General features: G+C 49.5%; 15 protein-coding genes and 1 rRNA gene. 10 read left to right on the forward strand and 6 right to left on the reverse strand.

What is annotated here, in order from left to right:
* Positions 1–142 (reverse strand): 16S ribosomal RNA (locus BMW31_RS11880); the annotation flags it as partial.
* 399 nt (positions 143–541) lie between these two features.
* Positions 542–2,854: a transglycosylase domain-containing protein gene (locus BMW31_RS11885; RefSeq protein ID WP_091826221.1), complete on the reverse strand. Its 2,313-nt coding sequence runs from the start codon at positions 2,852–2,854 to the stop codon at positions 542–544.
* A gap of 115 nt (positions 2,855–2,969) precedes the next feature.
* On the opposite strand from BMW31_RS11885, the gene pyrB reads away from it, so the two are divergent.
* From pyrB to glyA, 3 genes are all read left to right on the forward strand, one after another.
* Positions 2,970–3,926 carry an aspartate carbamoyltransferase gene (pyrB, locus tag BMW31_RS11890; RefSeq protein ID WP_091826223.1) on the forward strand — a complete coding sequence of 319 codons (957 nt, stop codon included), beginning with the start codon at positions 2,970–2,972 and terminating at the stop codon, positions 3,924–3,926.
* 12 nt (positions 3,927–3,938) lie between these two features.
* On the forward strand, positions 3,939–4,394 hold the full coding sequence (pyrI, locus tag BMW31_RS11895; RefSeq protein WP_091826225.1) for an aspartate carbamoyltransferase regulatory subunit: 456 nt from the start codon (positions 3,939–3,941) through the stop codon (positions 4,392–4,394).
* Positions 4,395–4,608: 214 nt separating this feature from the next.
* Entirely contained in the window at positions 4,609–5,889 is a 1,281-nt protein-coding gene (gene glyA / locus BMW31_RS11900) for a serine hydroxymethyltransferase (protein WP_091826227.1), read from the forward strand.
* Positions 5,890–6,202: 313 nt separating this feature from the next.
* Here the strand turns inward: glyA and BMW31_RS11905 are convergent, their stop codons facing one another.
* Positions 6,203–7,315, reverse strand: a complete 1,113-nt coding sequence (locus tag BMW31_RS11905) for a hypothetical protein (RefSeq protein WP_091826230.1) — start codon at positions 7,313–7,315, stop codon at positions 6,203–6,205.
* Positions 7,316–7,609: 294 nt separating this feature from the next.
* Between BMW31_RS11905 and BMW31_RS11910 the strand changes: the two genes are divergently transcribed.
* The 3 genes from BMW31_RS11910 (at position 7,610) to BMW31_RS11920 (ending at position 13,641) form a co-directional block, all read left to right on the forward strand.
* Positions 7,610–8,800 carry an ATP-binding protein gene (locus tag BMW31_RS11910; RefSeq protein ID WP_091826232.1) on the forward strand — a complete coding sequence of 397 codons (1,191 nt, stop codon included), beginning with the start codon at positions 7,610–7,612 and terminating at the stop codon, positions 8,798–8,800.
* A 33-nt stretch (positions 8,801–8,833) separates the two neighbouring features.
* Complete coding sequence (nifJ, locus tag BMW31_RS11915) at positions 8,834–12,409, forward strand: pyruvate:ferredoxin (flavodoxin) oxidoreductase (RefSeq protein ID WP_091826234.1); 3,576 nt, start codon at positions 8,834–8,836, stop codon at positions 12,407–12,409.
* Between the two features lie 509 nt (positions 12,410–12,918).
* The gene (locus tag BMW31_RS11920) at positions 12,919–13,641 is read left to right on the forward strand and encodes a hypothetical protein (RefSeq protein ID WP_143049206.1); all 723 of its coding nucleotides are present in this window, start codon (positions 12,919–12,921) and stop codon (positions 13,639–13,641) included.
* Between the two features lie 74 nt (positions 13,642–13,715).
* Here the strand turns inward: BMW31_RS11920 and BMW31_RS11925 are convergent, their stop codons facing one another.
* Genes BMW31_RS11925 through BMW31_RS11935 form a run of 3 tightly spaced genes read right to left on the reverse strand, consistent with a single transcriptional unit; the run spans position 13,716 to position 15,368 of the window.
* On the reverse strand, positions 13,716–14,171 hold the full coding sequence (locus BMW31_RS11925) for a DUF4293 domain-containing protein (RefSeq protein ID WP_091826238.1): 456 nt from the start codon (positions 14,169–14,171) through the stop codon (positions 13,716–13,718).
* Entirely contained in the window at positions 14,172–14,504 is a 333-nt protein-coding gene (locus tag BMW31_RS11930; RefSeq protein ID WP_091826240.1) for a DNA-directed RNA polymerase subunit omega, read from the reverse strand.
* A gap of 36 nt (positions 14,505–14,540) precedes the next feature.
* Positions 14,541–15,368, reverse strand: a complete 828-nt coding sequence (locus tag BMW31_RS11935; RefSeq protein WP_091826242.1) for an outer membrane protein assembly factor BamD — start codon at positions 15,366–15,368, stop codon at positions 14,541–14,543.
* Positions 15,369–15,537: 169 nt separating this feature from the next.
* Here BMW31_RS11935 and uvrB point away from each other — a divergent pair, with 169 nt between their 5' ends.
* From uvrB to BMW31_RS11955, 4 genes are all read left to right on the forward strand, one after another.
* The gene (gene uvrB / locus BMW31_RS11940) at positions 15,538–17,583 is read left to right on the forward strand and encodes an excinuclease ABC subunit UvrB (protein WP_091826244.1); all 2,046 of its coding nucleotides are present in this window, start codon (positions 15,538–15,540) and stop codon (positions 17,581–17,583) included.
* A 334-nt stretch (positions 17,584–17,917) separates the two neighbouring features.
* Positions 17,918–18,985 (forward strand): DUF4468 domain-containing protein, encoded by a 1,068-nt coding sequence (locus tag BMW31_RS11945; protein ID WP_091826247.1) that lies wholly within the window; start codon positions 17,918–17,920, stop codon positions 18,983–18,985.
* An 11-nt stretch (positions 18,986–18,996) separates the two neighbouring features.
* Complete coding sequence (locus tag BMW31_RS11950; protein ID WP_091826249.1) at positions 18,997–19,254, forward strand: hypothetical protein; 258 nt, start codon at positions 18,997–18,999, stop codon at positions 19,252–19,254.
* Positions 19,254–21,584, forward strand: a complete 2,331-nt coding sequence (locus BMW31_RS11955) for a putative porin (RefSeq protein ID WP_091826251.1) — start codon at positions 19,254–19,256, stop codon at positions 21,582–21,584. Before BMW31_RS11950 ends, BMW31_RS11955 begins: the two co-directional genes overlap by 1 nt.
* Positions 21,585–21,625: the final 41 nt, after the last annotated feature.

Genomic DNA, 21,625 nt, shown 5'->3' on the forward strand with positions numbered 1-21,625 from the left:
AAGGGAAGGTTGGATACGCGTTACTCACCCATCCGCCGGTCGCCATCACAGGTTGCAAGCAACCCGCATGATGCCCCTCGACTTGCATGTGTTAAGCCTGTAGCCAGCGTTCATCCTGAGCCAGGATCAAACTCTCCATTGTAAAATATGAATTCCATTCCCATGCCACGAAGGGCACAGGAAATGTCTGTCTGTTCTCGGATGCACGTCTATCCTCTTCAAGAAGTCTTTTCAATATATGAATTGAACGGTTCGTTTCGTTTACCCGGACGCTTCACTACCTATTAATATAAATAGAAAAAGCGCCCGCTTCTCGTACTACTTTTCTGTCTATGTAAATCGTTTCAAAGAACTCTTTTAATAGCCTACGGGATTACCCGAAAGCGGATGCAAAGGTAGAACAAAAAACAATAACCGCCAAACAAAATAAAAGGAAAATTTCAAAAACATACAAACTTTTCCGCTAAATTTACAAAATCCTACCAGATTTAATCTTTAATATGAGCTTCTATTTCAGAAAAAGCTGAATAGGCTTAATACTTTATTCATAGACTTCATCAATCCCATACATATTTATATTATCATCCTCTTTAGCACAAGGGTTGAAATCTTGTGGAATATCAAAAACATGCGTAGAATCATAAGGCAAGGTGCGGTCACGATAAACTTTCTGCATAAAATACGCCCAAATAGGAAGTGCCATTGTAGCGCCCTGCCCCATTTGCATAGAGTCGAAATGGATGTCACGGTCTTCTCCCCCAACCCAGCACCCACTCACCAATTGAGGGGTGAAGCCCATAAACCAAGCATCAGAATTCCGATTGGTTGTACCTGTCTTGCCACCAATTTGCCCTTCGAGGTTATACTTATAGCGCAATCTGCCACCTGTACCTTCGTCAACGACTGCCATTAGTTCTTCCAACATCTTATAAGCACTCGAAGAACTGATAACCTCATTCATACGCGGCTGGAACTTGGCAAGGGTATTGCCGGAATTATCTTCTATTCGCGATACAAAAAGCGGTGCACATCTGATACCATTATTGGCAAAAGTTGTATAAGCGCTCACCATCTCGCCTACGGAGACCTCGCAAGGTCCCAAGCAAAGCGACATCGACGGATAAATATCGGGATTGTTGATGCCAAAGTCATGCAACATGCTCACAAACTGCTGCGGATTAAGGCGGCTCATGAGATAGGCAGAAATCCAGTTATTAGACTGGGCCAGTCCCCACTTCAATGTAACCATTTGGCCATAACGGCGTCTGTTCGCATTGCGCGGGGTCCAAGGTTTGCCCGCAACCATATATGTACGCTGAACATTCGGAACCTTGTCACAAGGTGAAAAACCATTTTCCATTGCCAGTGAATAGAGGAACGGTTTAATAGTAGACCCTACCTGACGCCTTCCGCCCATAACCATATCATACATGAAGTGGTTATAATCCAATCCTCCTACATAGGCTTTCACCTCACCCGTTTTAGCATCCATGCTCATAAAGCCAGCCCGCAAGAACGACTTGTAGTATCTGATACTATCTATCGGGGCCATAACCGTATCGATGTCGCCATGATAGGTAAACACAGACATATCGACAGGAGTGTGAAACGACTTATGAATTGCTTCTTGCGAAGCCCCCGATGCCTTCAATGCACGATAGCGGTCACTCTGTAATACAGCGCGCTCCATGATTTGGTTCACTTGCTTTGTTGTCAGTTCATCGGTAAAAGGAGCATTCGACTTATCTCTGTTCTCCTTGAAAAATTCCGGCTGCAGGTATTTGGCTACATGCCCATAGACTGCTTCTTCAGCATACTTCTGCATTCTGGAATCTATTGTCGTAAACACTTTCAGGCCATCGGTATAGACGTTATACGGGGAACCATCCTTTTTGAAGTTCTTGTTGCACCATCCGTACAGAGGATCAGATACCCAAGCTATGGAATCCAAGACATACTGGCGCTTGTTCCAGGACGGATAATTGTTCTTCTCAGGACGCTTGGCCATCATGTATTGACGCAGAAACTCCCGAAAGTATGTTGCACTTCCATCCTTATGATCCGTGCGATGAAAGTTCAACTCCAGCGGTTCGGCACTATACTGCCTGTATTCTTCGTTCGACAGATAACCTGCCTTCAGCATCTGGCCCAGCACCACATTCCGTCTGTCGGTACACCGCTCTGGATACCGGACTGGATTGAAAAGCGACGGATTCTTGCACAACCCGACCAAAGTTGCCGACTCACACACCGTGAGGTCTTTAGGCTCTTTATTAAAATAGGTGTTAGATGCCGTCTTAATGCCTACTGCATTGTGCAGAAAATCGAAATAATTAAGATACAGAGCGATTATTTCTTCCTTGGTATAATAGCGTTCGAGCTTAATCGCTATCACCCATTCTATTGGTTTCTGCAACAAACGCTCAACCGTAGAGTGCGCAGTCTCCGAATAAAGTTGCTTGGCCAACTGTTGCGTGATAGTGGAACCACCACCGGCGCTCTCCTGCCCCAGGATACCACGCTTTACCACAGCGCGTCCTAATGCGATGAAATCGATGCCCGAATGGTCATAAAACCTTGCGTCCTCGGTTGCCACAAGCGCGTGAACCAAATGCGGAGCCAACTTGGAATAAGGCACGGGAATACGATTTTCCCTGTTAAAGTTCCATGTTCCCATAACCTTACCGTCTGCCGAATAAACCTGAGTGGCAAACCGGCTGATAGGGTTCTGTAATTCCTCTATCTCCGGCATATAGCCTATCCAGCCATTCCAGATAGCCACAAAAGCCACCAGAACCAGGCCGACCAGCAGACCAAGCATGCTCCATAGAAAATGTATCAACGCTTTTCTCATGACGTAATCTTACTTATTTCTGCAAAAATACAACTTTTCTCTTAATTTGGCATCAAAAACGGAAATTATTGCTTAACTTAGCCGTCGAATTCGAAAACAATCAATCAAATTATAAATGGAAAAACATAATTTTGTGACGATTGCCGACCTCTCCAAAGAGAAGCTCATCTATCTGCTGGAGATGGCGCAGGAGTTCGAAAAGCATCCCAACAGGGACCTTCTCAAAGGGAAAGTAGTAGCCACGCTTTTCTTTGAACCCTCCACCCGTACACAACTCAGTTTTCAAACCGCTGCCAACCGTCTTGGCGCCCGAGTCATTGGTTTTTCAGATGCCAAGACATCAAGCACCACCAAGGGAGAGACGCTCAAAGACACCATTCTCATGGTCAGCAACTACGCCGACATCATTGCCATGCGCCATTATTTTGAAGGCGCAGCACAGTACGCCAGCGAAATTGCGCCCATACCTATTATTAATGCCGGCGACGGAGCCCACATGCACCCGTCACAGTGTCTGCTCGACCTCTACTCCATCTATAAGACCCAAGGTACACTTGATAATCTGAACATCTATCTTGTAGGCGACTTGAAGTACGGCCGTACGGTTCATTCCCTTCTCATGGCCATGCGCCACTTCAACCCCACCTTTCATTTCATTGCTCCCAAAGAACTGGCCATGCCTCAGGAATACAAGCTATACTGCAAGGAGCATGGCATCAAATATCAAGAGCACACTGCCTTCAACGACAAGGTTATTGCCGATGCAGACATTCTCTACATGACACGTGTACAGAAGGAGCGTTTCTCTGATTTGATGGAATATGAGCAAGTGAAGAACGTCTACATTCTCAAAAATGACATGCTGGGCAACGCAAAGCCCAACATGAAAATCATGCACCCGCTGCCGAGGGTCAATGAGATTGCCTACGATGTGGACGAAAATCCACACGCGTACTACATTCAACAGGCACAGAACGGGTTATATGCCCGCGAGGCCATCTACTGCTACTGCTTGGGCATCACCTTAGATGACATCAAGAACGACACGACGATGATAGAAAGTAAATTCTAAATTCAAAAAAAGATGGCAAAAAAAGAATTACTCGTTACCGCAATAGAAAACGGCACCGTTATAGACCACATTCCGGCCGAAAAAACATACCAAGTAGTCAATCTGCTGAAACTTCAGGAGCTTACCACTCCCGTCACCATAGGCAACTATCTCACTTCAAAGAAAGTGGGGCACAAAGGCATCATCAAGATTTCCGACAAGTTCTTCACCACCGAGGAAATCTCACGCCTGTCGGTGGTTGCACCCAAAATAGTATTAAACATTATCAGAAACTACGAGGTAGTAGAAAAGAAAACGGTGGAAACACCCGATGAATTGCGCGGAATAGTAAAATGCAACAACCCAAAGTGCATCACCAATAACGAGCCTATGGAGACCGTCTTCAATGTTGTAGACAAGGAGCACGGCATCATCAAGTGCAGATACTGCGACAAAGAGCAGGAGATGAACAAAGTAGAGCTTGTGTAACATTGCCAAAGCTGTTAAATCAAAGGTGTATATATGTTGATTATTAACACTATATATGAATATCATACAGCCTTACTTCAATATCATAAACACCACTTCAAGTTAACAGCATAAGCCATTTTTTCTATCAGGAACCACGCAAGAAAATCAAAATCTCACCTCTTCCGGCATCCACCAAAATCGAATTCAGCCGAGAGATATATTCACAACAAATATGGAAAAAGACCAAGTAATTTTCGATCTGATTGAGAAAGAGCATCAGCGCCAGCTCAGAGGCATGGAACTGATAGCATCAGAGAATTTCGTGAGTGATGAAGTTATGCAGGCCATGGGGTCATACCTGACCAACAAGTATGCCGAAGGACTGCCCGGACACCGCTACTATGGCGGCTGCCAGGTAGTTGACGAAGTTGAAGACTTGGCTCGCGAACGTGTTAAAAAGCTCTTTGGCGCCGAATACGCCAACGTGCAGCCCCACTCCGGCGCACAGGCTAATGCTGCCGTGCTGTTGGCCTGTCTGAATCCCGGCGACACCTTCATGGGTCTTAATCTCGACCACGGAGGCCATCTTTCACATGGCAGCAAAGTCAATACCTCGGGTATTCTTTACCAGCCCATAGGCTACGATTTGAACCGGGAAACCGGCCGTGTTGACTACGATGAAATGGAACGGCTTGCTCTGGAACACAAGCCCAAGCTGATTATTGGCGGAGGAAGCGCCTACAGTCGCGAATGGAACTACGAGCGGATGCGCAAGATAGCCGACGAGGTGGGTGCCCTCCTCATGATTGACATGGCTCACCCGGCAGGTCTCATAGCAGCCGGATTGCTCAACAACCCGTTGAAATACGCCCACATCGTAACCTCCACCACCCACAAAACACTACGTGGCCCACGCGGAGGCATCATCCTGATGGGCAAAGACTTCCCCAACCCTTGGGGCAAGACGACAAAGAAAGGCGAAGTGCGCATGATGAGCAGCCTGCTCAACAGCGCCGTCTTCCCCGGCACGCAAGGCGGTCCGCTGGAGCACGTGATTGCTGCCAAGGCCGTAGGTTTTGGCGAAAACCTGCAGCCCTCATGGAGAGATTATGCCAAGCAGGTAAAGGTCAACGCCGCCCGTTTGGCTCAGGAACTGATTGACCGCGGCTTCGACATCGTGAGCGGCGGCACAGACAACCACTCCATGCTGGTTGACCTCCGTCCCAAATATCCCGACCTTACGGGCAAGGTGGCTGAAAACGCCCTCGTTGCAGCCGACATTACGGTAAACAAGAACATGGTTCCATTCGACACCCGCTCGGCTCTTCAGACATCAGGTATCCGTCTTGGAACGGCTGCCATGACAACACGAGGCGCCAAGGAGGACATGATGGTGCTCATAGCAGACCTGATTACCGAGGTGCTCGACGACCCGGAAAACGAGCAGGTAATAGCCCGGGTACGCGAGAAAGTAAACGCCACGATGAAGGATTTCCCCCTGTTTGCCTATTAACCACAGCAGAAATCCATTCGCATATCCATACAGAAGAGGCATGCCGGCAAGGTTCGGCATGCCTCTTTGCTGTTTGTAACCGCACCATAAGTGTGTTTGAAAAGGGTTGAAGTTGTCTTTCGGGAACTTTCGACACTTGTCGCACGATTGTGCGACAAGTGTCAAATATATGTGCGACAAGTGTCGAAAGTTCCAACCGGATATCATCAACACCCAAAATGAGCCTGTTCTAATGACCAGCGGGGGTGGTTTCAGCCACATCAAATATACATACTACCGAAAAACGGGAAAACGATAAAACAGCGGGAAGAAATTACAGAGGTGAGATATCAAGATGATAACTGCCGTCGTACCTGATGGACATGAGTTTCCGGTTATTCTGTTCAGAGGGTGACAAGGACAAGGCAACGTGGCCCATCGTACGCCGCAAATTCAATTCCACACACGGATGGAGCAATCCATTCGTCTGTTTGGCAGCACTATCTCCGGCAGATACAATCATCATGTCAACGCCTAAAGGTCCCACGTACTTACCAACGAATAATTTACTTATAATCAGTGATATAACGTGTAGATACTCATCTATTAGTTTGATGTCAATATAAGCCGCTATCAGGGTCATTTTCTCCTCCTCGGTAGCCAACAGATTTCCGGTATAAGCGCCGTTAACGGTTCGGAATAAAGAGAGACCACGGTACTTAACCGTCGTCGGCGTGACCTCAAACTCAACACCGAAATCAAGCAGTTTGTCATAATATGGTTCCACCATCACGCCACCTTGTCGCGCCATAACGCCCAGAACCCAACCGCGCACGGAGGGGTCTGCAAGCGTTGGGGCATGGAGACTATTGTCTCCAAGCCTCGTCGAAATCCGTCGAACCCCTCTCCCACTGCTGCTCCAGGGAGCTTTCAGCATGGCACAGGATGTATGGACGGCTGCCAACTTTTCTTCCAGTTCGTTAATAGTGGTGGCATATTCCGCACTCCCAGTTAACCGGTCGTCATGGTCAACGAGTTGTTTCAAGACATGCTCGGCAGCAAATTGGCGGTGGCTTGCATTGCAAACAAAGTCTATGTAGGCACGCGAAGGCAGCGAACTCTCCGTCAAGCCCAAATCCGCAAGTCGGCTCCGGAGAGCCAAATCCCACCCCCAGGGCGCTATATCCTGCCAACTAAGCGGTTTTTCTGTCGTTCGAAAATCAGTCACCAGACGGACGTGGCGTTCGGCCAAGCGTGCCTTCACAAAGTCGGGAAGACACATTCCGCGAGCATCATCAACCAAAACAACATCCCGGTCTGCGGCCCACAACACCGGCAGAAAGGCCAAATCACGCCTCAGGTCACGACCGGCTTTCGGCGCCGTAAAATGTTCCCTGTGGCATGCCAAAGCTATGTCGTGCTCCGGATTAAAGATATGCAGCTTCATTAAATTAAACTTTAGCAGATGCAAAGATACGAAATAAGTGGGAGCGAAAGGATAGCATAACGTCAAATATGTACCGTGCAGATGTGTACAGATGCGATTATCCGGCCTTTGGGCACTGCGTTAAATCCAGCTGGTACAACCTGCCAAAGAGCCATTTGCCTGGCAGTTGAAAACACGCTCATTTGCTCTAATACTAAAAAAACTAAAAAGCAAATATTTTGCAATCTATAGTTTGCAATTTCCAAAATAATTGCTAACTTTGCATGGAATAAAATCGAATTATCAATTTAACGTATGGAAGAGGCTTTCTTTCGCACACACTCCTATCTTGTAGAACATACCAACGCACCCGTCCGCCGCACGCTAATGGACGAGGTTGACTGGAACGACCGCATGATTGGCATCAAGGGAACCCGGGGTGTGGGCAAGACGACTTTCCTCCTTCAGTATGCTAAAGAGAGATTCAACAAAGACGACCGCCAGTGCCTGTATGTCAACATGAACAACTTCTACTTTCAGGCACGCGGTATAGCCGATTTTGCAGAAGACTTCGTCAACAACGGCGGCAAAGTTCTGCTCATTGACCAGGTTTTCAAGCAGCCTAACTGGAGTTCGGAGCTGAGAAAATGCTACGATCTTTTTCCCGAACTGAAAATCGTTTTCACTGGTTCCAGCGTCATGAGACTGAAGGAGGAGAACCCTGAACTCAACGGTATCGTGAAGAGTTACAACCTGAGAGGATTCTCGTTCAGGGAGTATCTGAACCTCATGTCGGGCAACAGCTTCAGGCCCTACACGCTTGACGAGATACTGCATGACCACGAGCACATCATCAAAGAAATCCTGCCCAAGGTCAGCCCCATGAAGTTTTTCCTGGATTATATACATCACGGCTTCTATCCTTTTTTCCTCGAGCATCGCAGCTTTTCCGAGAATCTGCTGAAAACCATGAACATGATGATGGAGGTTGATATCTTGCTCATCAAGCAGATAGAGCTGAAATACCTCACGAAAATCAAGAAATTGTTCTATCTTCTGTCCGTTGAAGGCCCAAAAGCACCCAACATCAGCAACTTGGCAGACGAAATTCAGACCAGCAGGGCTACGGTGATGAATTATATCAAGTATCTGGCAGACGCCCGGCTGATAAACATCATCTATCCCGTAGGGCAGGATTTTCCGAAGAAACCCTCGAAGGTAATGCTGCACAACGCGAGCCTGATGTATGCCATCTACCCCATTCAGATTAACGAGCAGGAGCTGATGGAGACCTTCTTCGTTAACTCGCTGTGGAAAGATCACATCGTAAACCAAGGCAACAAAGAACATTTCTACGTGGTGGACGGCGACAAGAAGTTCCGCATCTGCGACGCACAAAAAGAACACAAGGTAAGATATAACACGGATACCGTATACGCCCGCTACAATACAGAGGTGGGTAAGGACAACAAAATACCCTTGTGGCTCCTCGGATTTTTATACTGACATTATATACATTAACATTTTATACTAACGAAAATGGCTAAAGAAAAAAAATTTATCACTTGTGATGGTAACACTGCAGCTGCCCACGTAAGCTATATGTTTACGGAAGTTGCTGCTATCTACCCTATCACTCCGTCATCTCCAATGGCAGAACATGTTGACGAATGGGCTGCAAAAGGACGCAAAAACCTGTTTGGCCAGACCGTGACCGTGCAGGAAATGGAATCGGAAGGCGGTGCCGCAGGCGCGCTTCACGGTTCACTTCAGGCCGGCGCCCTCACAACCACGTTCACTGCTTCACAGGGTCTCTTGCTGATGATTCCGAACATGTACAAGATTGCAGGCGAACTGCTGCCCTGCGTGTTCGACGTATCAGCCCGCACCCTGGCCACCCATGCACTGTGCATCTTCGGCGACCATCAGGACGTAATGGCTTGCCGTCAAACCGGTTTCGCCATGTTCTGCTCCGGTTCCGTTCAGGAAGTAATGGACCTTACCGCTGTCCCGCACCTGGCAACACTGAAAACCTGCGTGCCATTCATCAACTTCTTCGACGGTTTCCGCACTTCTCACGAATATCATAAGATTGAGGAAATTGACCAGGAAGAAGTTGCCAAACTCCTCGACCCTGCCGACGTACAGCGTTTCCGCGACCGCGCCATGACTCCGGAGCATCCCGTTACACGTGGTACAGCAGAGAACCCGGAGACTTTCTTCACACATCGTGAGGCCAGCAACGAGTATTACGACAAGGTTCCCGAAGTAGTGGAAGACTTGCTGGGCAAGATTTCTACCATTACAGGACGTGAATATCACCTCTTTAATTATTATGGAGCAAAGGATGCCGAGAATGTCATCGTGCTCATGGGTTCTGCCACCGAGGCTGCCCGCGAGGCCATTGACCACCTCATGGCACAGGGAAAGAAAGTCGGTATGGTAGCTGTACACTTGTACCGTCCGTTCTCCGTAGACTATCTCCGCAAGGCTCTGCCCGCCACGGTAAAGCGTATCGCCGTTCTTGACCGCACAAAGGAGCCGGGAGCAGAGGGCGAGCCGCTGTACTTAGATGTAAAGAGCGCCCTTTACGAAGACCCGCGCAAACCGCTTATTGTCGGTGGCCGCTATGGTCTGGGCTCTGCCGATACCACTCCTGCAAAGATTATTTCAGTATTCAACAATCTGGAACTGCCGGAGCCGAAGAACCACTTCACCGTAGGTATCGTAGACGACGTAACATTTACTTCACTGCCGGAAGTGGAAGAAATTCCTATGGGCGGCGAAGGCATGTTTGAGGCTAAGTTCTATGGTTTGGGTGCTGACGGTACCGTGGGTGCCAACAAGAACTCCGTTCAGATTATTGGTAACAACACCAATAAGTACTGCCAGGCCTACTTCTCTTACGACTCCAGAAAGAGCGGTGGCTTCACTTGCTCCCACCTGCGCTTTGGAGACACGCCCATCCACTCCACCTATCAGGTAAACACACCTAACTTCGTGGCGTGCCATGTTCAAGCTTACCTGAATATGTACGATGTTACCCGCGGCCTGCGTAAGAACGGTACGTTCCTGCTCAACACCATTTTCGACGGCGAGGAGCTTGTCAACTTCATCCCCAACAAGGTAAAGCGCTACTTTGCCAAGAACAACATTACCGTCTACTACATCAACGCTACCAAGATAGCACAGGAGATTGGCTTGGGCAACCGCACCAATACCATTCTCCAGAGTGCATTCTTCCGCATTACTGAGGTTATTCCTCTTGAGCTGGCCGTTGAGCAGATGAAGGCTTTCATCGTGAAGTCTTACTCGAAGAAAGGACAGGATGTTGTCGACAAGAACTTTGCAGCTGTTGACCGTGGCAACGAGTACAAGCAGCTTGCTGTTGACCCGGCATGGGCCGAACTGCCTGCAGACGGCGCCGACAATGACGACGCTCCCGCTTTCATCAAGGAAATCGTTCGCCCCATGAATGCCCAGGTTGGCGACCTGCTCAAGGTTTCTGACTTTGTAAAGCATGGCACTACCGACGGTACTTGGGCTGTAGGAACATCCGCTTTTGAGAAACGCGGCGTTACGACATTCGTTCCAGAGTGGAATCCTGATAATTGTATCCAGTGCAACAAGTGTGCATTCGTTTGCCCGCACGCTTGTGTCCGTCCGTTCGTTCTTGACGAGCAGGAGAAGGCCGGCTTCAATGAGACCACGCTCGACGTGATTGCTCCGAAGCAGCTCAAGGGTATGCAGTTCCGCATTGAGGTATCAGTGCTCGACTGTACAGGTTGCGGAAACTGTGCCGATGTATGTCCAGGCAAGAAGGGCGAGAAGGCTCTTGGCATGACTCCGTTCATCTTTGGCGAAGAAGAAGCTACGAAGCGTGCCGCCAACTGGGAATACATGATGAAGAACGTGAAGAGTAAGCAAGACCTTGTTGACATTCGTCAGAGCCCCAAGAACACACAGTTCGCTCAGCCGCTGTTCCAGTTCTCGGGTGCCTGTGCAGGCTGCGGTGAGACTCCATACGTAAAACTGGTTTCGCAGCTGTTCGGTGATCGCGAGATGATAGCCAACGCTACAGGCTGCTCCTCTATCTATTCTGCATCCGTTCCTTCAACCCCTTATACTACGAACGAGAAGGGTCAAGGTCCGGCATTCAACAACTCACTCTTTGAGGATTTCTGCGAATTCGGTCTTGGCATGGCTCTGGCAAACAAGAAGATGAGAGAACGCGTCTGCCTGCTGCTCAACGAGCTGATGGCCAAAGACGACACTCCGGCCGACTTCAAGGAAGCTGCACAGGAATGGATAGACAGCAAGGACGACTCTGAAGCATCCAAAGTTGCCTCTGCCAAGCTGAAACCGCTGATTGAGGCCGGTGCAGAACACGACTGCCCCGTATGCAAGGAGCTGAAGACTCTCGACCACTATCTCGTTAAACGCAGCCAGTGGATTATCGGAGGTGACGGCGCTTCGTACGATATCGGCTACGGCGGCCTCGACCATGTGATTGCTTCGGGCGAGGATGTCAACATCCTGGTTCTCGATACCGAGGTTTACTCCAACACCGGCGGACAGAGTTCAAAGTCTACACCGCTGGGTGCCATCGCTCAGTTTGCTGCCAAGGGCAAACGCGTTCGCAAAAAAGATCTCGGCTTGATGGCAACAACCTACGGCTATGTATATGTGGCTCAGATTGCCATGGGCGCTGACAACAACCAGACGCTGAAGGCAATCCGCGAGGCAGAAGCCTATCCAGGCCCGTCACTCATCATTGCCTACTCTCCGTGTATCAACCACGGTTTGAAGGTGAAAGGTGGCATGGGACGCAGCCAGGCACAGGAAGCCCGCGCCGTGGAGAGCGGCTACTGGCACCTGTGGAGATACAATCCGCAATTGGCCGAAGAAGGAAAGAACCCGTTCGTTCTTGACTCCAAGGCTCCTGACTGGACTAAGTTCCAGGATTTCCTGATGAGCGAAGTACGCTTCCTCTCCGTCAAGAAGGCTTATCCTGATGAAGCAGATGAGCTGACAAAGGCATGTGAGGATATGGCAAAACTCCGCTACCAGTCTTACGTTCGTAAGAGCCAGGAAGATTGGAGCGAACAACTTTAAAGTTGACCTGCAACCTCTTCAGATAAAGGGTGACCTGTAAAAAGGTCACCCTTTTTTGTTCTAATACGCCAGGAGCCGGCACATACCGCCTCGGCTTTGTTAGTCCGGCACTTCCAATCCATTCTTACGGTTTCTTTATCAGCCAAGTATCACGGACACGCGGCAGCCTGATTATTGTGCCGAAGGTATCCTTTCAGAACTTTCGACAAGTGTCGCACGATTGTGTGACAAGTGTCGGATAATCGTGCGACAAGTGTCAAAAGTTCCGGAAGAATGTCTTTTAGCACTCTGACAGTTTGTGGCTGTCATTCAGGTTTACACCTCTGCAGTTTACAGCTGTCAATACTGTCTATTATCACCTATAATTACTGCCACATCGCCTCATGTATCAGAATATGTAATATTTTTATTGCCAATTTATTAAAAATACTAAACAAAAGCAACAACCAATGCTTTTAAAGACTATATTTGCAACCATTAATAACATACCAAACCAAAAAATAAGAGTTATGAAGAAAGTTATGATGATGAGCATTGCAGTAGCTGCAATCCTCCTTTCAAGTTGTGGAAACAATGCTAAGCCTGGAGCTGCCTCCGATGCAGACTCCCTTGCTGTAGTGGATTCAGTCCCTGTATTGGCTCCTGAAACACAGAACACCGTTAATGCACTGACTGGTGAACTGACCAAAGTTCTACAGGGAAAAGACAACCAGAAGGTTGTTGCTGCCTTGGCTAACCTGCAAACCATGTATAAAAACCTGGTTTCAAGCGGCAAGTTAGAGGAAGCCAAAGGCTATGGCGAGGCTATCAAGAAGTTCGTCAACGAGCACGCAGACAACATCAAGCAGTTTACATCAGGCAATGCAACCATCGCTTCGCTGGTTCAGGGCATCCAGAATCTGCCCACATCAGCCGCTACTACAGCCGAAGAAGCTAAAGCTGCCGTTGCAACGGATGTAACCAAACTGGCTTCTCCTGCCATTTCCAAGGGTGCTACAGCTGTTGCTGCAGCCGAGTCCGCAGCAGAAGCTGTAAAAAATGCTCCTGAGAACGTAAAGAACGCAGCCGAAGCAGCCGCATCCAACGCCAAAGCTGCAGCTGAAAACAAAGTGAACGAGGAAGTTACTAAGGCCCAGACCAAGACAAATGAAGCAGTGAACAAAGCTGCGGAGAAAGCTAACCAGAAGGTTAACGAAGCAGCCAACAAGGCTGTAAAAGGCTTAGGACTTTAAATTACATTGATTATCAGTACCAAAAAGAGAGGCTCCAGCCATGTGCGGTTGGAGCCTCTCTTTTTCTTGTCGGGCTATCTTATCCTGTCCATACTGCGCACTAAGTCTTCATCGGACTTAATGGCCTTGCGGGCAAGAACCAAAAAGATGAGAGCAACCAGAGGCAGGCACAGCGCAAATTTAATTCTAAAAGCTCCCGCGGTCTGCAGGACACTGAAGTACACAATGCCCATATATACATACCAGGCCATATTGAGTACAGTGCCCGCCATGCAGAGTTTCATTTGCAGTTTTCTGTTCTTGAACAGAAAGATGGCTATAAAGGCCAACAGACTGCTCAACGAGAGCATGGCAAACAGCGGCCAGGAACTGAAATGCAGCACCCCTTCGCCATCCGTAACTCCTAAATTGTAAATAACTGATGCTACTCCCATGCCTTTAGGCTCGTAACTTGCCAGCGGCAAGCACAGGCAAATTGCAGAAAGCGCAAAGGCTGCCAAGAGCCACAAAGTCTGCTTACGCTGTATCATTTAGTTCTCCTCGATATCCTTTGATGGGTCGCGCCAGTACACATTACCATCAACAAACTCTTGCGTAGCGAGCAATGTTGGCTTCGGAAGTTTCTCATAGTAGCGTGAGATTTCTATCTGCTCGCGATTTTCAAAGACCTCTTCCAGCGAGTCATTGTAGGATGCGAACTCGGCCAGTTTCTTGTTTAAATCCTGTTTGATTTCCTGAGCAATCTGATTGGAACGCTTTGCGATAATGGCTACACTCTCGTAAATGTTGCCTGTCTCATCACATAAATCCATGATGTTGCGGGTAACCGTGTTTACGGGAGCTTTCGACTTTTTGTAATCCATAATTCTATTTTGAACTTTAATAATGTTTTCTTTTTCCTATTCTTTCGTTACCTCGCGGCACTTGGCGATGTATTTTTCGGCCGTAGCCTTCTCCTTTGAGTCGGGATACTCATTGATGAAGCCGTAGCACTCATCCTCTGCATCCTGATAGCGCTCCAACTTTTTCTCCTCTACACTTTGCTGGGCAATCTCGAACTTACTCTTCATGACAAGCACGGCAAAGTTCTCTCGCAGCTTACTATACGGATAATCCTTGAGTGCGTTTTGTGCAGTAATGACGCAAGCCTCGTAATTGTTGCCGCCACTTGAGCAGTTGCCGAAGTAATGACCCAGGTCAAAATAAAGCTGTGCGTTGTACAATTCCTTCTGTACCAGCTTGTCCTGCAATTCAAAGAGACGCTGTTGGGCAGTCTGTTTCATCTTTGCATCGGGGAATAAGTCTAAGTATTCCTGGAACGAGGTGATGGCAGCAACCGTCTGCGATTGGTCCAATCGCGGCTCGGGTGTGCTCATATACAGGCTCTGCCCGATATAATATTCGGCCATTTCGGCATAATATCCCTTCGGATAATTGGACATGTAGCGCTTGAAAGTGGTTGCCGCATTCTCGTAATCCTTGGTGTTGTACTGCGCCATGGCCAGCATGTACAGGCTCTCCTGAGCATTTTCCGACCCTTTGGCCAGCGTTATCAGCTCGTTCAGCAACGTGATTGCCCGGGTATATTTGCCGTTGGCAAAACACTCCTTGGCATACTCGTACTTGTATTTGTAGTCCTGTGATTTGTAAACCTTATTAAATTCACTGGCGCAACTCGTAAAAAGCAGCGCTGCAAACAATATGATGGTAAGGGATGTTTTCTTCATCTTATCTTGCTTTGAAATGCAAAATTACACATAATTCCCCTATTCACAAAGCTACGGATGATATTTTTAGCAAAAAAACACGTTTGAAAGCAACTCGTAAATAGATTTTTAGTAATTTTGTAGACCATTGCAAGAAACTTTCTTGTTGTATGCACGATAACAGTCAGTTATGAACTTCAGATTAACATCACAATACTCCCCTACCGGCGATCAGCCAGAAGCTATCAAGGAACTCACCCAAGGACTGGAGCACGGCGAGCCGGCTCAGGTGCTTTTAGGCGTAACAGGATCGGGCAAGACATTCACCGTTGCCAATGTCATAGCCAACATCAATAAACCTACCCTCATACTTAGTCACAACAAGACGCTGGCTGCCCAGCTGTACGAAGAAATGAAGAGCTTCTTTCCGGAGAATGCTGTGGAGTACTATGTCTCCTACTATGACTACTATCAACCTGAAGCCTATCTGCCTACAACCGATACTTACATAGAGAAGGATTTGGCCATCAACGACGATATTGACAAGCTGCGGTTAGGTGCCGTATCTGCTTTGCTGTCAGGAAGAAAGGATGTTGTGGTTGTATCTTCTGTCTCATGTATTTACGGTATGGGCGGACCCGTGGCCATGCAGCAGAGCATCATCTCCGTCAAGCGGGGCCAGAAGGCTGACCGCAACGAGTTTCTGCTGAAGTTGGTAGGCGCCCTCTACGTCAGAAACGACATCGACCTGAACCGCGGGAACTTCCGTGTAAAGGGCGACACCATAGACATTGCCATGGCCTACAGCGACAACATACTGCGCGTAACCTGGTGGGATGACGAGATAGACTCCATCGAGGAGGTTGACAGCATCACTTTCCACCGGCTCGCCTCCTTTGAAACGTACCAGATATACCCCGCCAACCTCTTTGTCACAACTAAGGAGCAAACCGAGAATGCCATCCGTATGATACAGGACGATTTGGTCAAACAAGTCGATTACTTCGAAGAACTGGGCGACCATATCAAGGCACAGCGCATCAAGGAGCGCGTGGAATACGACATGGAAATGATGAAGGAGCTGGGCCACTGCAGCGGTATTGAGAACTACTCGCGCTATTTCGACGGCCGCGAAGCCGGCGAACGCCCCTACTGCCTGCTCGACTTCTTCCCCAAGGACTATCTGCTCGTTATTGACGAGAGCCACGTCAGCGTTCCGCAAATCAATGCCATGTACGGCGGCGACAGGGCCCGCAAGCAGAATCTCGTTGAGTACGGGTTCCGCCTGCCCGCAGCTTTCGACAACCGTCCGCTGCGTTTCGAAGAGTTCCACGACCTCATTCACCAGGTTATTTACGTGTCGGCAACGCCTGCCGACTACGAACTCAGGGAGTCGGAAGGTGTGGTCGTAGAGCAGCTGATACGGCCAACAGGGCTGCTGGACCCCGAGATTGAGGTGCGCCCTACGGAGAACCAGATAGATGACCTGATGGATGAGATACTCACACGCAGCGAACGGGGCGAGCGAGTCCTCGTTACCACGCTGACCAAGCGAATGGCCGAAGAGCTCACGGAGTATCTGCTCAACCACAATGTACGGGCAAGCTACATACACAGCGACGTGGCCACGCTCGACCGCGTGAAGATAATGAACGACTTGCGGGCCGGCATCTACGACGTACTGGTAGGCGTAAACCTGCTGCGAGAGGGGCTCGACCTGCCCGAAGTATCGCTCGTTGCCATCCTCGATGCCGACAAGGAAGGCTTCCTGCGCAGCCATCGCTCGCTCACGCAGACCGCAGGCCGCGCTGCACGAAACGTAAACGGAAAGGTCATCATGTACGCCGACACCATCACGGAGAGCATGCAGAAGACCATTGACGAGACGGCCCGGCGCCGCAGCATACAGCTGAAATACAACGAGGAGCACCACATTACACCCAAGCAGATAGTGAAGGCCATCAAGAGTGCACTGCCCACATCGGCCGACAACGAGCAAGAAATGCGCAGCTATCAGCCGCGCGAGAAGGGTGCCCGCCCCTATCTGGAGCCCGACAATGCCGCCTTTGCCGCCGACCCCATCGTGAAACGCATGAGCAAGGAGCAACTCGAAAAGAGCATTGCCAACACGACAAGCCTCATGAAAGAGGCTGCCAAGAACCTGGACTTTATCCAGGCAGCCCAATATCGCGACGAAATCATCAGACTGCAGGACCAGCTGGAGCTGAAAGAATAGGTCTTCCTGCTGCCTGCTGTATCCCCTTCTATTTTCCAGCTTATAATATGTTGATTATCAACAGTTTATAAGTATACTCCCTGAACATATCCTTCAAGCCTCTTGAAGCATGCCTTCAAGGGGCTTGAAGCATGCTTTCGGCTGCCTTGAAGGATAGCTCCGTCAAATCGCCGGCAGCCGAGCAGGAATTTTGATGCGCAGCATGCAGCTTCGGAAACCCTCTTACGGCCACGAAAAAACATGTACACTAAAAGTTAAAAAACGGATATTCACGCTTTCATAACACTTAATTTACTAACTTTGCGTATAGAAAACCATAAACTCAATTATAGCGATGAAAAAAATTATCATTGTCATGCTTGCCTGCTTACCGCTGATAGGCTACGCACAAAGCAACACTACCCTGACACCGGAACAGCAGCTCGAAAAAGCACAAAAGGAACTCGAAGCAGCTCAGAAGGCCGTAGAAGCTGCCAAAGCCAATGCTGCCCAGGCGCAGCGTGCTGCCCAGGAAGCCAAGCAGAAAGCCGAGGCCAAAGCGGCTGCCGAAGCCAAGGCACAGGCCGAAGCCAAAGCTAAAGCCATAGCAGAGAAGCAAGCTGCCATCCAGGCACAGATAAAGAAAGCCCAGGAAGAGGCCGCCCGGCTGAACGAAGAAGCCGAGAGATTGAAGGCACAGGCAGACAAGATAAACAGCGGAACCGATGTTACGGCACCTGCAGATGTGGCACCTGCGCAGCCCGAAAAGGCCCCAAAGCAGGACAAGACGGTTACGGTAACTCCGGCCGACAATGCCGGCTGGACCGTTCCTGCACGCGAAACCACAGCAACCAAGCCTGCCAAGACGGCTGCCAAGGCTGCAACACGCAAGGCCGAGAGTACCAGCAGCTACCTGGCCGGTGCCGTTCCGGTTGTAGACGGCAAAGTAGTATTTACGTTCGATGAGGACGTTCCGGGCAAATCTGCATCCGAGATATACGGCATTACCTATAACTATATGAAGGAACTCACCGAAGACGAGCACCAGAAAACCAACGAGCTGGCCCACAGCAACATCGCCCTGGTAAACGAGAACGACCACACCATCGTAGGAATATATAAGGAGTGGCTGGTTTTCAACAGCTCGTTTATCTCGCTCGACCGCACGGAGTTCAACTATACCCTTATCGCCAAGTGCAGCGACGGGCATCTCAACATGATGCTCACCCGCATCAACTACCTCTACGAAGAAGGCAGGGAGTCGGAGTTCAAGACATCTGCAGAAGAATGGATTACTGACAAATACGGCCTGAACAAGAAGCAGGACAAGCTGAGCAAGATGTCGGGCAAATTCCGCAGAAGCACCATCGACAGAAAGAACCGGATTTTCCAGGGCCTGTCGAGTGCACTTAACCAGAATTAAGAAGAACTCAAATGACTACAGAAAACGAAGAAAAAGACACCTTGCAGACCTCGTCTGCGGTTCCGCCACGCCATCGGTTGCAACAGCTGCCGACATCAGGCGAAAAGTCGCTCAAGGTTCGCAACATCCTGAACCTCGTATTCATGCTCGGTGCGCTGATAGGAATCATCCTCTACTTTGCCCTTCCCAGCCCTACCGTAGGCATCATCGTAATCCTTGCAGCAATGGTCTTTAAGATTATTGAATGTGTTATACGCTTTATTCATTGATGAGAAAAATACTGATGTTGACCCTTGTGCTGGGGCTGTTTGCAGGCAAAGCCCGGGCTCAAGTCGGAAATAACGGAGATTTCCAGCAGGTAGACGAAAACGGAAATATCACCAATTCGGCGCAAAGAAGACAACAAGCCGACTCTTTGGGAACCAACAAGGAGATTCCCAAAGGCATCAAGGTGTGGACCATCGACAGCCGGTTTGGCGACCGTACGCCGGCCGAACTCGACACAGTTCCGCACATGTACATGAACACCATCTACACAACGGGCTTGCGCGGTGAGTACAACACGACCGGCAACCTTGGCGCCCCGCGAATCAACAGGATTTTTGCAGACCGGCCGGAGGCGGCACAATTCCTCTTTGTTCAGCCTTACGACTTCTTCATTACGCCTGTTGACAAATTCCATTTCACCAATACGCTCTCCCCTTTCACCAACATTTCGTTCAATACTGCGGGTAACCGGACCAACGGAGAAGACCATCTCACGGCCAAGTTCGGCGTCAACGCCGGCAAGAAACTTGGTGTTGGGTTCAACTTCGACTATCTTTACGGCCGCGGATACTATTCACAGCAGAGTGCTTCGCACATGAACTACACGCTCTACGGCTCCTATCTGGGCGACCGATACCAGGCACATCTGCTTGCAGCCATCAACCACCAGAAGGTTACGGAGAACGGAGGAATCACCAACGACAACTACATCACGCATCCTGAAAGTTTCAACGAGAGCTTCCAAACCTCCGAAATTCCGACCGTGCTCAGCAGAAACTGGAACCGCAACGACAATCAGCACGTCTTCTTCTCACAGCGTTACAACGTCGGTTTTAACCGCAAGGTAAAGATGACCGAGGATGAAATCAAGGCGCGTAAGTTCGCTATCGAGGCCCAGAAAGACCAGCAGAAGCGCGACGCACGCAAAGAAGCAGAACGCAAGGCGCGGGCAAACGGTGAGGAGGTTGACGAAGAGGAACTGGACAACCGCAACACTTTCTCCGGCCGCCCCGAGGACAGCAAAGTCGTTGGCAACGAGCCTGCAGACACCACCAGGCGGCAAACGGAACGCATCATCGTAGACAGCAAGGCCACTGCCGACAGCCTCATGGCGAAGGAACGGCAGGCTCAGGAGGATACGATGTGGATGAAGAACGAGTACGTTCCTGTAACCAGCTTCATCCATACCATTGAGTTCAACAACTACCGGCGCATCTATCAGGCGTATGAAACGCCCGAGAACTACTACGCAAACACGTTCGACGTCATCGAGAAGTACAGCGGCGACTCCATTTATGACAAGACCCGGCACTACAATCTCAAGAATACAGTAGCCTTGTCGCTGCTCGAAGGCTTCAACAAATGGGCCAAAGCCGGCGTGAAGGTGTTTGCCTCGCACGAAATGAGGCATTACACCCTGCCCGGCCTCGACGGCACCGCAAGCTGGAACGAACATGCAGTGAGCGTTGGCGGACAGCTGAGCAAGACCCAAGGAAGGCTGCTCCACTACAATGCCGTGGGCGAGTTTGGAGTTGCGGGAGAAGATGCAGGCAATCTGAAGATAGATGCCGACATCGACCTTAACTTCCCGCTGTTCGGCGATACCGTAACTCTGGCAGCCAACGGGTTCTTCCACAGGCTTAAACCCGGGTTCTACTACCGGCATTACCAGAGCCGTCACTTCATGTGGGACAACGACCTCGACAATACAACTCATACGCGCATACAGGGCATTCTCAACTTCCGAAAGACGCGTACAATGCTGCGCGTGGCCGTTGACGAGCTGACAAAGTACACCTATCTGTCGCAAAGCTACACGATAGACAGCGAGTTCAACAGGCTCAACAACGTCGTAAACGTGAAGCAGAGCGACGATGCCATCAGCATACTCACGGCCCAACTCTGCCAGGACTTTACGCTTGGCCCGCTCAACTGGGAAAGTGTTGTGACCTATCAGAAGTCGAGCAAAGAGGAAGTTGTATCGGTTCCTGCCCTCAATATATACACGAACCTCTACCTGAGGTTCAAGATTGCCCGCGTGCTGAAGTGCGACTTCGGGGCCGACCTGCGGTACTTTACCAAGTACGAGGCCCCTGACTACAGCCCGGCTCTGGGTCAATTCACGACCCAAGCGGGAGAACAACGGGTAAAGACGGGCAACTATCCGCTCGTTAATGTATATGCCAACTTCCACTTAAAGCACACTCGCTTCTTCGTGGCGTTCAGCCATGTCAATGCCGGAAGCGGCAACAAGAACTACTTCCTGACGCCACACTACCCGCTGAACGAGCGGATTCTGAGGTTCGGATTAAGCTGGAACTTCTTCGATTAGCATGCAGCAACGAGGCTGCAACCTATCAGCAAACAGACATC

It is taken from the genome of Prevotella sp. kh1p2, assembly GCF_900111525.1.
Lineage (GTDB): Bacteria > Bacteroidota > Bacteroidia > Bacteroidales > Bacteroidaceae > Prevotella.

Coding starts and splice junctions, on each gene's coding strand:
- BMW31_RS11910 (WP_091826232.1), top strand. CDS start 7,610: ATGGAAGAGGCTTTCTTTCGCACACACTCCTATCTTGTAGAACATACC.
- BMW31_RS11950 (WP_091826249.1), top strand. CDS start 18,997: ATGACTACAGAAAACGAAGAAAAAGACACCTTGCAGACCTCGTCTGCG.
- BMW31_RS11930 (WP_091826240.1), bottom strand. CDS start 14,504: ATGGATTACAAAAAGTCGAAAGCTCCCGTAAACACGGTTACCCGCAAC.
- BMW31_RS11935 (WP_091826242.1), bottom strand. CDS start 15,368: ATGAAGAAAACATCCCTTACCATCATATTGTTTGCAGCGCTGCTTTTT.
- nifJ (WP_091826234.1), top strand. CDS start 8,834: ATGGCTAAAGAAAAAAAATTTATCACTTGTGATGGTAACACTGCAGCT.
- pyrB (WP_091826223.1), top strand. CDS start 2,970: ATGGAAAAACATAATTTTGTGACGATTGCCGACCTCTCCAAAGAGAAG.
- BMW31_RS11925 (WP_091826238.1), bottom strand. CDS start 14,171: ATGATACAGCGTAAGCAGACTTTGTGGCTCTTGGCAGCCTTTGCGCTT.
- BMW31_RS11955 (WP_091826251.1), top strand. CDS start 19,254: ATGAGAAAAATACTGATGTTGACCCTTGTGCTGGGGCTGTTTGCAGGC.
- BMW31_RS11885 (WP_091826221.1), bottom strand. CDS start 2,854: ATGAGAAAAGCGTTGATACATTTTCTATGGAGCATGCTTGGTCTGCTG.
- glyA (WP_091826227.1), top strand. CDS start 4,609: ATGGAAAAAGACCAAGTAATTTTCGATCTGATTGAGAAAGAGCATCAG.
- BMW31_RS11905 (WP_091826230.1), bottom strand. CDS start 7,315: ATGAAGCTGCATATCTTTAATCCGGAGCACGACATAGCTTTGGCATGC.
- uvrB (WP_091826244.1), top strand. CDS start 15,538: ATGAACTTCAGATTAACATCACAATACTCCCCTACCGGCGATCAGCCA.
- BMW31_RS11945 (WP_091826247.1), top strand. CDS start 17,918: ATGAAAAAAATTATCATTGTCATGCTTGCCTGCTTACCGCTGATAGGC.
- pyrI (WP_091826225.1), top strand. CDS start 3,939: ATGGCAAAAAAAGAATTACTCGTTACCGCAATAGAAAACGGCACCGTT.
- BMW31_RS11920 (WP_143049206.1), top strand. CDS start 12,919: ATGAAGAAAGTTATGATGATGAGCATTGCAGTAGCTGCAATCCTCCTT.